This is a genomic window from Bacillus sp. D386, assembly GCF_006346415.1.
The window spans coordinates 347,723-362,042 of sequence record NZ_VEMV01000002.1; the positions used below are offsets into that span (position 1 = coordinate 347,723).

General features: G+C 38.6%; 12 protein-coding genes. All 12 read right to left on the minus strand.

The genetic code is table 11. The features are described from left to right. The gene (locus FHY45_RS06665; protein WP_373925464.1) at positions 1-699 is read right to left on the minus strand and encodes a ClpP family protease; all 699 of its coding nucleotides are present in this window, start codon (positions 697-699) and stop codon (positions 1-3) included. A gap of 936 nt (positions 700-1,635) precedes the next feature. Continuing rightward, positions 1,636-2,088, minus strand: coding sequence for a GNAT family N-acetyltransferase (locus FHY45_RS06670; RefSeq protein WP_139891218.1), 453 nt, complete (start codon positions 2,086-2,088; stop codon positions 1,636-1,638). Between the two features lie 113 nt (positions 2,089-2,201). Further along, complete coding sequence (locus tag FHY45_RS06675) at positions 2,202-3,869, minus strand: ribonuclease J (protein ID WP_139891219.1); 1,668 nt, start codon at positions 3,867-3,869, stop codon at positions 2,202-2,204. Between the two features lie 335 nt (positions 3,870-4,204). Continuing rightward, complete coding sequence (gene dapA / locus FHY45_RS06680; RefSeq protein WP_066100317.1) at positions 4,205-5,080, minus strand: 4-hydroxy-tetrahydrodipicolinate synthase; 876 nt, start codon at positions 5,078-5,080, stop codon at positions 4,205-4,207. 26 nt (positions 5,081-5,106) lie between these two features. Then, positions 5,107-6,360 (minus strand): aspartate kinase, encoded by a 1,254-nt coding sequence (gene dapG, locus FHY45_RS06685; RefSeq protein WP_139891220.1) that lies wholly within the window; start codon positions 6,358-6,360, stop codon positions 5,107-5,109. A 73-nt stretch (positions 6,361-6,433) separates the two neighbouring features. Beyond that, positions 6,434-7,477: an aspartate-semialdehyde dehydrogenase gene (asd, locus tag FHY45_RS06690; protein ID WP_066100321.1), complete on the minus strand. Its 1,044-nt coding sequence runs from the start codon at positions 7,475-7,477 to the stop codon at positions 6,434-6,436. A gap of 181 nt (positions 7,478-7,658) precedes the next feature. Continuing rightward, positions 7,659-8,252, minus strand: a complete 594-nt coding sequence (locus FHY45_RS06695; RefSeq protein ID WP_139891556.1) for a dipicolinate synthase subunit B — start codon at positions 8,250-8,252, stop codon at positions 7,659-7,661. Continuing rightward, on the minus strand, positions 8,252-9,151 hold the full coding sequence (dpaA, locus tag FHY45_RS06700; RefSeq protein WP_066100326.1) for a dipicolinic acid synthetase subunit A: 900 nt from the start codon (positions 9,149-9,151) through the stop codon (positions 8,252-8,254). Before dpaA ends, FHY45_RS06695 begins: the two co-directional genes overlap by 1 nt. A 119-nt stretch (positions 9,152-9,270) precedes the next feature. After that, positions 9,271-9,528, minus strand: coding sequence for a YlmC/YmxH family sporulation protein (locus FHY45_RS06705; protein ID WP_139891221.1), 258 nt, complete (start codon positions 9,526-9,528; stop codon positions 9,271-9,273). A gap of 148 nt (positions 9,529-9,676) precedes the next feature. Beyond that, on the minus strand, positions 9,677-10,909 hold the full coding sequence (locus FHY45_RS06710) for a M16 family metallopeptidase (RefSeq protein WP_139891222.1): 1,233 nt from the start codon (positions 10,907-10,909) through the stop codon (positions 9,677-9,679). A gap of 107 nt (positions 10,910-11,016) precedes the next feature. Next, entirely contained in the window at positions 11,017-11,976 is a 960-nt protein-coding gene (locus FHY45_RS06715) for a polysaccharide deacetylase family protein (RefSeq protein ID WP_139891223.1), read from the minus strand. Between the two features lie 126 nt (positions 11,977-12,102). Further along, complete coding sequence (gene pnp, locus FHY45_RS06720; protein WP_066100333.1) at positions 12,103-14,217, minus strand: polyribonucleotide nucleotidyltransferase; 2,115 nt, start codon at positions 14,215-14,217, stop codon at positions 12,103-12,105. Positions 14,218-14,320 lie beyond the last annotated feature (103 nt).

The window sequence follows — 14,320 nt, forward strand, 5'->3', positions numbered from 1 at the left end:
TTAATCTCCTTTCGAAGAGTCACTTTTTTCTCTTATCATCTCGTTAAGCTTTGAAATCGCTGCACCGATTCCGCCAACCTCATCAATTAAACCTGTTTTCACAGCATCTTCCCCCACTACATTTGTTCCAATATCTCTCGCAAGATTTCCTCTCGCAAACATCAAATCCTTAAATGTGTCTTCATTAATGTCTGAGTGCTTGACCACAAAATTCACAACCCGATCCTGCATTTTATCAAGATATTCAAATGATTGGGGTACTCCGATTACAAGTCCTGTAAGACGAATAGGGTGAATTGTCATAGTAGCTGTTTCTGCTATGAAAGAATAGTCACAGCTAGTTGCAATAGGGACGCCGATACTATGACCTCCCCCCAAAACGATAGATACAGTCGGCTTTGATAGAGAAGCAATCATTTCTGACATAGCAAGCCCTGCTTCCACATCACCCCCAACGGTATTTAAGATAACCAATAACCCTTTAATATCAGGATTTTGTTCTATTGCCACCAGCTGTGGAATAACATGTTCATATTTTGTTGTTTTATTCTGTGGAGGTAATTGTACATGACCCTCTATTTGCCCTATAATCGTTAAACAATGGATGGTTGAATCTTTTGGCAACTGCGGCACATTGGTTTGTCCCAAAGCTTGTATCTTATCTACAAGTGCACTGGGAGCTCCCTTATTATCATCCACTGGCTTTTCCTCATGAGGTACCTCTAACTTTTTATCCACTCTTAATCCCCCTCTACAAAAACGCTCTCCCCTTTAGTATGTACAGCGGAATCATTTCCATTCAATTTGAGGGGCACTTAGTACATACAAAAAAAAGAATCCTTATTTAGGATTCTTGAGGAGAAACAATCGTTTAACACCTTAGGAGACTCAACCATGCATCAGCTGATTATAACTTTTTACTGCCCGGTACTTCTGTACAAACTTTTCAGCTGAAGTGTGTTAGTTCCGCATTATAAAGGTTTCTTTACACCTTTTACGTTTACCTTGAAAACACACTGCATATTCAATTATTGGTTACTCATACCCGATTTTCCATTTCAATCAATCCTGATTATGTGGAACTAAACAACCATTCCACTCTTATCCAATTGTGACCATCACCTTGCCTTTTTTGGTTTTTCATTTGGTAAGAATCCTATTATTATTAACTCCACCCTTTTGAAAAATATCCGGTGAAAGGCTTTTGGTTAAACATATCTGGACTTTTTTATACTGAAACTTCTTACTATCCAGTATAAATCTGTCTTTCAATCCTTCCCCATTTGAGTTAATTTCCTAAGAATTCACCATTAGAATTAAACCACATTATCACATTTGTTTAAGATTCACATAATCCTTTTAGAAATAGTTTCGATCATATATCGTTCACTCTTATTACTTAAGCTTCCTTTTACGGAACGAACACTATATGATTGAGTCACCTGAAGTGTTAAACTTTATTGTTTCCTCCTTTCTTATTTATATAATACCCATTTCTAAGAGAATAAACCGTTTTCATTTAAATTTTTTTTATTTTTTTTGATTGGTGAAATTACTTCCATATCATCAGTCTTAAATGTGAGCAGAAACAAAACAGAGCGGCTTTTCTATAACAAGCCGCCTGTAACCTTAAAACTAAACTAGATGCTTTTCGTAATGAACCCTATCTTTCTCATTACTTGTATCTTGTTCACTAGCTGTATACCCATTTCTCTCCCAAAATAATTTGATTCTGTTGTTATCACTTCTCACATTCAGTGTAGTTTTTTTAAATCCACGCTTGATAAATAGATCCTCCAATTCATAGTAGGCTGTAGTACCATAACCAAATCCCTGGTAATCTGCATGAATGATCATCAGATTAATCGTAACGAGCTGCTCCTCTTTATGCTCCATAAAAGCAGTTAGTCCAATATACGTATCCTCGGCTTTAATCAAATAATCACCTTGGTTTGAAGTCAATAATTTTAACACTTCCTCCCTATTTTTCGATATACCGTACTCATTATCAAAATAGGAAGAATTAGAATCCATCATTTCTTTTGCTATATATAAATTCTCTTCTGTTACGCGTTCAAATGTAATCACTATGTATCACTCTCCCATTCTTCTTTAATTCATAAACTAGCCTATCTTTTTCACCAGGAACTTACCCGAATAAGAAAAATGGCTATCCGCTGGATAGCCATTTACGTCCTTTTTTACACTTCCATAATAATTGGTAAAATCATTGGGCGTCTTTTTGTTTTATCGAACAAATAATGATTTAGACTATCACGGACTTCCTGTTTCATTCCGGCCCAGTCAAAATGGTCTTTAGAAGTATTTTTGATTACAATCTCACGCACAATATTTGTTGATTGTTCCATTAATGATTCTGATTCTCGAACATACACAAATCCACGTGATATGATTTCAGGACCTGCTACTATACTCTTATCCGCACGGCTTAAAGTCACAACTACAATTAGAATTCCGTCCTGAGATAGCAAACGGCGGTCACGCAAGACAATATTTCCTACATCACCAACGCCACTTCCATCAATCAAAACATTCCCAGCAGTCACTTTTCCAGCGCTTTCAATCGAGTCATTTGTTATTTCAATAACCTCACCATTTTCTGGTATATGGATTTGATTTTGGTTAAAGCCAATTGATTTTGCAATGCGCATATGAGCAATTAGCATTTTATAGTCACCTTGGATGGGAATAAAATACTTCGGTTTCATGAGGTTAAGCATCATTTTTAGCTCTTCCTGGCTGCCATGGCCCGATACATGGATTTGATTTTTACCAGCTACTACCTTTGCACCTGCTCTAAATAATAAATCGATAGTCCTGGACATAAGCAATTCTCCGCCATGGACAGCATTAGCCGCCAATAATACAGTATCACCTTGCTTAATATTAACTTGTTTATGACCATGCTTAGCCATTTTTTGCAGTGCTTCAAATGGCTCTCCCTGCAATCCAGTCGCAAGGATAATTATTTCACGATCTTCATATTGGTCGATCTCAGTTATCGGAATCAACACATCCTCATGGACATCCAAATAATTAAATTCCAAGGCAATTTCCAATACTTTTTCCATAGATTTACCGACAACCGCTACTTTTTTATGATTATCAAACGCAGCATTGAACACTTGCTGTAGACCGTTAAGATTAGATGCATAGCATGCTACAATAATTCTGCCTTTTGCATTGTAAAATTCATCAGACATATTTCTTGCAACAAGGGATTCAGAAGGTGTAAATCCAATCCGTTCTGCTCCTGAGCTATCTGATAATAGACAGAGAACTCCTGACTCACCGATTGCTGCCATTTTGCCAATTTCCGCTTTGTAAAGTCCCTGGGCAGCCTGATCAAATTTAAAATCACCCGTATAAACGATTGCACCATCTTTTGTTTCAATACAGATTCCAACAGAATCAGGAATGCTGTGATTTGTTTTGAAAAATGTGATTCTTGCAGAAGAAAAACGCAGGGATGTATTTGAATCTATTACTTCAAAGTCAACATTTAAATTTTCGTTAATTTCTGCGATTTTGGATTTTGTTAATTCTATGCTCAATCTTGTACCATAAACCGGTGCATCCAATTCCTCAATAATATAAGGGAGTGCACCAATATGATCCTCATGACCATGGGATAGAAAAATCCCCTGAATTCTTTCTTTATTTTCGATAAGGTAAGAGATATCTGGAATTACTACATCTATTCCAAGCATTTCGGTTTCCGGAAACATTAACCCGGCATCCAGCACAAATATATCTTCGTCTACTTCGACGAGATACATATTTTTTCCAATCTCTCCTGCTCCGCCTAATGCAATTACTTTGATCTTCTGTCTAATTTGTTTAACCAATTTATTGTTCCTCCTGTTATCAACTACTCGTCCATTTTCCAGTTGAATCCATTATAACCGATAGTGTATCGGCATGCCACTGACATCATCTTTTTAGATTTATCTATGAATTCCGACTATCGTTCTTTTTTTGAAAATATGCTTTTCTTTAGGTTCATAATATATATACACTGCTGTTTGTTTGCTATAGGCATAACAAAAAAAGCAGACATCTTCAATGCTAACTAAACATGTATAAAAAAGAATATGTATAAAATTGTACTAAATAGATAGATAAGCCAATCGCATTGGATTGGCTTATCCTCAACAGACTCTAAAAACAGACAAACTAAGCATTATTTTAATGTATTTAATAGATTTATCAATGTGTTCCGTTCAACTTCATTCATTGGTACAAGAGGCAAACGAACAGACCCAACGCTCATACCCTTGATTTGCAAGGCTGTCTTTAAAGGAGCTGGGCTTGGTGTCAAAAATAACCCCTCAATGACTGGCAGTAATTTCTGGTGCATTTGGGCTGCCTCAGCCATTTCACCAGCGTAGAAATGTTCAATCATTTTTTGGATGTCACGTCCGATTATATGGGAGGCCACCGAGACCACACCTGCTCCTCCAATTGAAAGTACAGGTAAAGTTAAACCATCATCTCCACTGTATAAATCGAAATCATCCGGTGTGTTGGCAATAATTTTTGTCATTGCATTTAAATTACCGCTGGCCTCTTTTACAGCAACAATATTCGGAATCTCTGACAGGCGAATAACGGTTTCCGGATGAATATTCGTCACCGTTCTGCCTGGCACATTATAAATCATGCACGGCAGAGTAGTAGCATCCGCCACAGATTTGAAATGTTGATATAGCCCCTCTTGGTTTGGTTTATTATAATAAGGCGCTACAAGCATAATCGCATCTACACCGGCCGCTTCCGCCTTCTTTGTTAAATGGATGGACGCATACGTATTATTTGAGCCAGTTCCTGCTATCACAGGGATGCGTTTGTTTACAATTTTCACGACATATTCAAATAATGCCACTTTTTCTTCTGTTGACAAGGTTGGGGATTCACCAGTAGTTCCTGAAACCACCAGTGAATCTGTGCCTGTTTCAATTAAGTAATCTATGAGTTTTGCAGTCTTACCAAAATCAATATTTCCTTTATTATCAAAAGGTGTAACCATCGCGGTGGACACGCGTCCAAAAAGACCCATATTTCCACTTCCAATCTTATATTTTATTATTCCGCAAGTTCTTCCCATTCAAACAGATCATCGTCCATTAAATGGAGATTAAAGGCATTATGAAGAGCATTTACAGCTTCTACTAAATCTTCTTCTTTAACTAATACCCATATCGTTGTGTGGCTATCTGCGGATTGCAGAATCTGTATGCCTCGTTCTGATAATGGAGTAACAATTTTCGCTGTTACTCCCGGCACTCCCGTTATCCCGGCTCCAACGACAGACACTTTGGCACAGTTTGATTGGATACCAGGCTCATATCCTAATTCACGTAATACCGAAATTGCCTTATTAGCATCGTTGTTGGAGACAGTATACACAGCACCATTTGGATAAATATTAATAAAATCAACGCTTATGCCTGAATTCGCCATCGCTGTAAAGACTTCCGCCTGCAGATCATACTGATCTTCCTTAGCCTTTACTTTTATCTGAGTGATATTGCTTACATGGGCAATACCAGTAACAAGACGTTCCTGTATATCACTGCCTCGACGGTGTTTCGGATGACCTGTAACCAGCGTACCCTCACCTTCAGCATAGGTTGAACGGATTCGCATCGGCACCTTTGCCTGCATCGCAATTTCAACAGCACGTGGATGAATGACCTTAGCCCCCTGGTAGGCCATGTTACATACCTCTGTATAGGTTACTACTGACAGCGGTCTGGCTTGTTCCGCAATACGGGGATCAGCTGTCATAATTCCCTCTACATCCGTAAAAATGTCAACATACTCTGCCTTCAGTGCAGCTCCAAGGGCTGCAGCAGATGTATCACTGCCGCCGCGCCCTATCGTTGTAATATCGCCATTTTCAGCAATACCCTGAAAACCAGTCACAACGATAACGTCTGATTTTCCTAGCTCATCAATCAGTCTATCGGTCTTCATTTCCATTATTTTTGCATTTGTATAGTCATTATTTGTTCTGAAACCGGCCTGTCCGCCAGTTAAGGCAGTCGCTCGAATTCCTTTTTCTAAGAGCATATTGGTAAATACAACCGCTGAGATTATCTCTCCGCAAGATAATAGCAAGTCCTGCTCACGTTCCCCCAAGTACATTCCTTTTTCATTAACAAGTGAAAGTAAGGAATCCGTTGCATATGGATCACCTTTTCTTCCCATTGCAGATACAACAACCACTATTTTGTACCCTTTGCCTATACCTCTTTTTATATGTTGAAACGCATACTCTCTGCTCTCTGCATCTTTTACAGAGGTACCGCCAAACTTTTGAATGATGATCTTCACTTTTTACACCCCAAAATGAGCCTTCCTACTTTAGAGAAAATAAGAAGGCCAAGATATCCTATCATTTCAATAATTACACTAGCCCTAATCGAATAAGGCTCTCTGCAATTTGAACAGAATTCCAGGCGGCCCCTTTTAATAGGTTATCGGAAACAACCCACATATGGAACCCGGCATCTTCGTCCAAATCTTTCCTTACTCTCCCAACAAAAACTTCATTCTTCCCAACACAATCTGCCGGCATTGGATAGACTTGATTGGCGGGATCATCCTGAAGGACAATTCCAGGAGCATTTAGTAATATTTCTTTTACTTGCTCAGCACTGACACCGTTATTTTCAATTTCTATATACACGGATTCTGAATGACCAACTGCGATTGGAAGGCGAACGCATGTTGCTGCTACCTGCAGTGACGGCAAATGCATAATTTTCTTCGTTTCATTTACCATTTTCATTTCTTCAAATGTATACCCATTCTCACCGAAAACATCAATCTGAGGAATAGCATTAAAAGCTATCTGATAATGTTTTTCCGCACCTTTAACAGGTAATATAGATGGATTAACAGTCTTACCGGCTAAAATATCGCTTGCTTGCGTATTTAATTCCTCAACAGCTGCTGCACCCGCTCCAGAAACAGCCTGATAAGTGGAAACAATAATTTTTTTAAGTCCATAGGCTTTCCTGATTGGTTCAAGTGCTGCTACCATTTGGATTGTCGAACAATTAGGGTTAGCTATGATTCCCTGATGCTTACGAAGATCATCCTCATTCACCTCAGGAACTACAAGCGGAACATTTTCGTCCATACGGAAGGCACTTGTATTATCCACAACGATAGCACCCCTTTTAACAGCCTCAGGAGCTAATGCTTTAGATATACTTCCGCCAGCACTAAACAGGGCAATGTCTACCCCTTCAAAGCTCTCTGGCTTTGCTTCCTGTACTGTTATGGTCTCTCCATTAAATTCGATTTGTTTACCTGCTGAACGAGAAGAGGATAACAGACTTATCTTCCCAATAGGGAAATTCCTTTTTTGAAGAGTGTCAATCATTTGCTGTCCAACTGCACCAGTAGCCCCGACTACAGCTACGTGTAATTTTTTTTCATTCATGTTTGTTACCCCTTCCTATAAAATTAGGTATTTATTTTCATGTAAACTACTAGAAATAATAAGATATGCTGTCATAGCTATTTATATATTTTTTATAAAAGGAGCAACCTTCTTTTCAGAACAATGAATATATTCTTCTATAAAATATATCATAAGATATCTTTTTTTTAAATCATGCACTTTAATCTCTGTATTTTTCGATGATAATAGGCTGGATTTGTTTTGCCTCAAGAGCATATTCCACCGTTTCCACGAGACTTTCCATTCGGGCAACCATAGAATTTGGTTTTTTTTCAGGATCATCCTGGCCAAATGGAATGAAGTATATGTCCTTAGTGCTTAAGAGTCTCATTAAATTCACACCATTTAAACCTAGGGCATCATTTGTCGATATACCGAGAACAACTGGGCGATGATTCCGAAGTGTAGCTTTTGCAGCCATTAAAACGGGTGAATCATTTTGTGCATTTGCAAATTTACTCATCGAAACACCTGTCAGGGGTGCAATCACCATACAATCCAACGGATATTTGGGACCTAAAGGCTCCGCATCGACGATGGTATCAATCGCTTTTCTGTTTGTCAGTTTTTCTATTCTTGCTATCCAATCCTCTCCCTTGCCAAATCTTGTGTCGGTATTTTTAACAGTATAACTGACAACAGGGACAACCTCGGCTCCTGCATGTACCAGCTTTTCAATTTGTGGATATACTTCATCATACGTACAGTGCGATCCTGTCAATCCAAACCCTATTCTCATCCCCTTAACATCCATCATGGTGTCTCCCTTCCATTTCCTAAATCATCCAACAATAACTGTCCCAGCACATTTGCAATAATCTGACCGGCTGTCTTTGGGGCCACTATACCGGGTAACCCTGGTGCTAATATGGCTTTAACTCCACGTTTTTCTGCATATCTAAAATCTGTTCCGCCCGGTTTCGAAGCCAAATCAATAATCAACGTTCGGGACGGCATCCTTGAAATAATTCCTGCGGTAATGATTTTGTGAGGAATCGTATTAATACAAATATCCACATTTTCAACCACAGATTCCAACGCAGATAAATGGAAGGGAGTTAACCCCATTTCCTCTATTCTGGCTATATGTTCTGATTTACGGGCACCAACTTGAACTTTGGCCCCCAGTCCATGGAAAGCACGTGCCACACTCATTCCCACTCTTCCTAATCCAAGAACAATCACATTTGATCCGTGTATCGTAAAATCTGTATGCTGAATGGCCATCATAATGGTACCTTCTACTGTGGGAATAGAATTATAAATAGCTACATCATCTCGTTCAAATAATTGAACTAGTTTACGGTTTGCCTGTTTCGTTATATTTATTAAATAATCATTGCTTATACCGGAATAGATTGTACAATGTTCCGGTGTCTCCTTTAAAAAAGCTTCTGTCAGGATGACTTGCATATTTGAAAAAATGGTATCCAGCTTACCTTCCATATTTGTGCCAGCAACAGGCAAAATAATCGCATCCAGCTCTTTTACCGGCAAATCTTCCAGTTTTTCCTTTACTGCTCCCGTGTATGCATGTGCTAACTGTTCAAAACCTGTTAAATATACCTTTGCGTCCAACTCGGTTAATTTTCGAATCACTTCAAGCTGCCTGGCATCTCCACCAAGAACGGCAATATTCATTCCTGTGAGCATGGAAGATTTTCACCTTCTTTATTTTTTAAAGATCAATTCATACAACCCATAGTATGAAATACAGGAACCAGACGTGATAAAAACGAGGTAAACAAAAAAAAAACGCCCTTCGGCGTTTTTTAAGTTTCCTTTATTGAATTTCCATCAGGAATATCAATGATGACCATATCCGTACCAATCTTTTTTATTTGACTCCATGGCACACGGACCTCATCACCATTCTTTCTAAAACCAAACCATTTTCCAGATGGGATTAAAAGGGCGGTTATTTGTCCGGTTAACTCATCGATCTCAAGGTCAGTTTGACCAAGGACGCCCAATCGTTCTGCTTTTTTTACATCCACAATTTCTTTGCCACTTAATTCGCTCAGCTTCATTTTAGGACACTCCTATCACATTCTGCTTAATCTCACTATATGAATGAGTGACATCCTTTTAGAAGAAAAAGTTGTTCCAAACACGCAAAAAAACAAGCCGGCGCAAAATCCAATGGATGTTCACGCCAGCTTGCCAGAGATTTATTTTTTAATCTAAGTTCCACTCATCTTGCGGACCCAATAAAGCTGCTGCATAGGAGTCTGTAAAAATATCTTCTATACACTGATTTACGCTGTTAAGCGAAACAGCATCGATTAATTCAACTATGTCATCAAGAGTTCGATGTCTACCCAATAACAGCTCATTTTTACCGTTACGGCTCATTCGGCTGTTTGTGCTTTCTAAGCTTAGCATCAAACTTCCTTTCAGCTGCTCTTTACAGTTATCAAGCTCTTTGGCAGTAATGCCGTAATTACGCAATTCAGTAAGAGTTTCCTGTATTGTATCATAAAGCTGATGAACTTGATTTGCCCCTGTTCCACCATAAATAACCACCATACCATTATCCTGATAGGAGGTATGATAGGAATAGACACTGTAAGCAAGCCCTTTTTCTTCTCGCACATTTTGGAATAAACGGCTGCTCATAGATCCTCCAAGTACATTGTTCAGAGTGATTAAGCTATAAATATTTTCATTGCCTATATCATAACCGTTATACCCAAGACATAAATGGGCTTGTTCGGTATCTTTTTTTCTGACAATCTTATTGGTATGGAAAGTTGGTTTTTCCAATTCAGGACGTGCTGTACCGCCTTCATAGCTTCCAAATAAACCTTCAACCTGCTTGATAAAACTCTCATCCACATTTCCTGCAATCGAGATTACCACTTTATCAGGTGTATAGTGATTATAGACATATTGTTTCAATGTCTCTGAATTAATGGTATCAAGAATTTTATCTGTACCTAAAATAGGGTAACCAAGCGGGTGTTTTTCGTAAACAGCCTGGCTTAAAATATCATGAACAATATCATCAGGTGTGTCTTCATACATCTTAATCTCTTCGCAAACTACATTTTTTTCTTTTTTCAATTCCTCTTCAGCAAATGTAGAATTAAAGAACATATCACCAAGAACATCCAGCGCATAAGGTGCATGATCGTCCAATACTTTGGCATAGTAGCACGTATATTCTTTTGAGGTGAAAGCATTTACCTGACCGCCAATCCGATCAAATGATTCGGCTATTTCTTTGGCAGATCTTGTTGTTGTTCCTTTAAAAAACATATGCTCCAAGAAATGCGAAATTCCATTATTTAAGGAATCTTCATTTCGGGAACCGGTTTTAATCCAAACACCAATCGCCACTGAACGAACAGTAGGGATTGTTTCCAATACGATACGGACCCCATTTTGACAAGTATATTTTTTTATCAACAAATGTTCCTCCTATTCATGATGCCCCTCTTTATTACCATACCCAATATGTATACATTTTTATAGCATAGAGAAACTTTCCCGCCAAAATAAAGGCAGGAAAGTCTTCAGGGACTTATACGTTCTTCTTTGAATGCCTCACTGACAGGTACAATTTTATATTCCTTCTCAATGTTCTTGATTAATATATCCATTGATTTTGATGTTGATTCTGTTGGGTGCATAAGAATAAGCGCACCTTTATGTATGTGGTCAAGGACCCTTTTTGTTAAGACTTCCGGTGTGGGTTTTTTCCAATCTACTGTATCAACTGTCCATAATATGGTTTCCATTCCAAGACTTGCTGCAACCTTAACTGTACGATCATTAAAACTTCCGCTCGGAGGTCCAAATAGCTTAGGAGTATATCCTGTTACCTCCTGGATGACCCGGTTTGTTTCGCTGATTTCTTTCTCGGCAGCCGCAGCTGATAATTGTTGCATATTTGGATGAGTATATGAATGATTCCCTAATTCATGACCGGCTGCTGCTATCCGCTTGGCTAGATCCGGATTATTCTTTACCCAGCGTCCTTCCAATACAAATGTAGCATGAATCTTATGTCTCTTTAAAGTGTCCAGCATTCCTTCAATATACTCATTACCCCAGGCTACATTAATAATAAAGGATACAACGGGTTTATTTGGATTCGCACGGTATATTGGCGATGGTGACAAGTCTTGTAAATGAACATTAGGGCTGTTTTCTTTGAAAATGAGTTGAGCTTCCTGAAATTTACCCTTAGTTTTCATCTTTTTATAAGATTTCTCAATGTTGACCTGAATGCCATTGTATCCGGGTGTTTTCTTCCACACCTTATCTATAACAGCGTCTACAGGCTCTTGATTATATGTTTTAGCTGCTTGTTCAATTTGTTGGTACAGTTCATCATTTGTATTTGTAACATAAGCGACAGTTCCATTTGGAATACCTTTTACATATTGGTCCATAAATGAGCTTTGCACCAACACCCATGATATAACGCAAATGGTACAAAATGCAAGAAATTGCAACAATTTTTTATCCATCTCTTCTCCTCCTCACACAAAATGTATGAGCAGGTAGGACAGGTTAGAACCGCAAGAATCCATAATTAGATATGAACATGATTAAAAGACTAGGAAACCAATGTCTCCTAGCCGACCAAGTCATGTTTATTTCTGTTCTGCTTTTTCTTTTTGTTCTTTTAGAACTGCTTTACGAGAAAGGTTGACTCTTCCTTGTCTGTCTATTTCAGTTACCTTAACAAGGATCTCATCACCAATTTTTACTACATCCTCGACTTTTCCTACACGTTCTTCTGCCAGTTCAGAAATGTGGACAAGACCATCTTTACCTTTGAAGATTTCAACGAAGCATCCAAATTTCTCAATACGTTTAACCGTACCAAGATAAATTTGGCCAACTTCAACTTCGCGTACCAAATCTTCAATAATCGTTTTAGCCTTTTCATTCATTTCCTGATCAGTGGATGCGATGTAGATTGTACCATCCTGCTCGATATCAATTTTTACACCGGTTTCTTCAATAATTTTATTGATTTGTTTTCCGCTTGGTCCAATAACGTCTCTGATTTTGTCAGGTTTAATAGCCATCGTTAAAATCTTAGGCGCATATTGAGAAAGATTTTTTCTTGGCTGCTCTAATGTGCTTGTAAGGTGATTCAGAATATGATTCCGGCCCTTTTGAGCTTGCATTAATGCTTCCTCTAAGATTTCACGAGTCAGACCTGCAATTTTTATGTCCATTTGAAGTGCAGTTACACCTTTTGCTGTACCTGCTACTTTAAAGTCCATATCTCCCAAGTGGTCTTCCATTCCTTGAATATCGGAAAGAACTGTATAATGTTCTCCCTTTTTAATAAGACCCATTGCAATTCCTGCTACCGGCGCTTTAATTGGAACACCCGCATCCATTAATGCCAATGTGCTTGCACAAATACTTGCCTGAGACGTAGAGCCATTAGATTCAAGTACTTCTGACACAAGACGAATAGTATATGGAAAATCATTTTCATTTGGAATAACCGGCTCAAGCGCTCTCTCACCTAATGCACCATGTCCGATTTCACGTCTGCCTGGTCCTCTGATAGGTCCAGTTTCACCAACGCTGAAATGCGGGAAATTATAATGATGCATGAAACGTTTAGACTCTTCAAGGCCAAGCCCGTCCAATATCTGAACATCTCCTAATGCACCCAGTGTAGCAATAGAAAGGGCTTGAGTTTGTCCACGAGTAAATAATCCGGAACCATGAGTACGAGGCAATAAGCCAACTTCAGAGGATAATGGACGAATTTCTTCAGGACTTCTTCCATCAGGGCGGATTTTCTCTTCCGTAATTAAACGGCGAACTTCATCCTTCACCAATTTACTCAAGATTTCATTTACTTGCTTAAGCTTTTCTTCATCAGCTTCTTTTTCTTCAAAGACAGCAACAACTTTTTCTCTTACTGCTTTGATTGCATCTTCACGAGCATGTTTTTCTTGAACTTGCACAGCAGTGTTCATTTCTTCTAAACACATACCTTTAACTTCCTCGATTAATTCTGCATCTAGCTCATAAAGAGTTATTTCACGTTTTTCTTTACCAACTGCAGCCACAATCTCATTTTGGAATGCAATCAGTTTCTTGATTTCATCATGTCCAAACATGATAGCTTCCAGCATGGTTTCTTCCGGCACTTCCTGTGCTCCTGCTTCAACCATGTTAATAGCATCCATTGTTCCTGCAACAGTTAAATGAATATCACTGTTTTCAAGTTGTTCGATCGTTGGGTTAATGACAAACTTACCATCAACGCGACCTACAATAACACCGGCAATTGGTCCTTCAAACGGGATATCAGAAACACAAAGTGCCAATGAGGATCCGAACATAGCTGCCATTTCAGTTGGGCAGTTTTGATCTACACTAAGAACCATACTGACTACTTGTACATCATTACGGAACCCATCTGCGAACAGCGGGCGAATTGGACGGTCGATTAGACGACTTGTAAGTACCGCTTTTTCACTTGGTCTACCCTCACGTTTAATGAACCCTCCAGGGATTTTACCTACTGCGTATAATTTTTCTTCATAGCTTACAGTTAATGGGAAGAAATCTAAATTCTTCGGTTCCTTTGAAGCTACAGCTGTACTTAATACGGCTGAATCTCCATAGCGAATCAAAGCAGCACCATTAGCTTGCTTTGCTAATTGGCCGATTTCAACCGTTAATGGACGTCCTGCCCAATCTAAAGAAAATGTGCGTTTTGTTTGCTCCATTTCTTCATTGCTCCTCTCTACTTACAATAATCTTACAAAATTTATCCTGTTTCTCATCATTTTGACAAGATCTGTTGGATTTCAATCAAATTAATATTAGTAT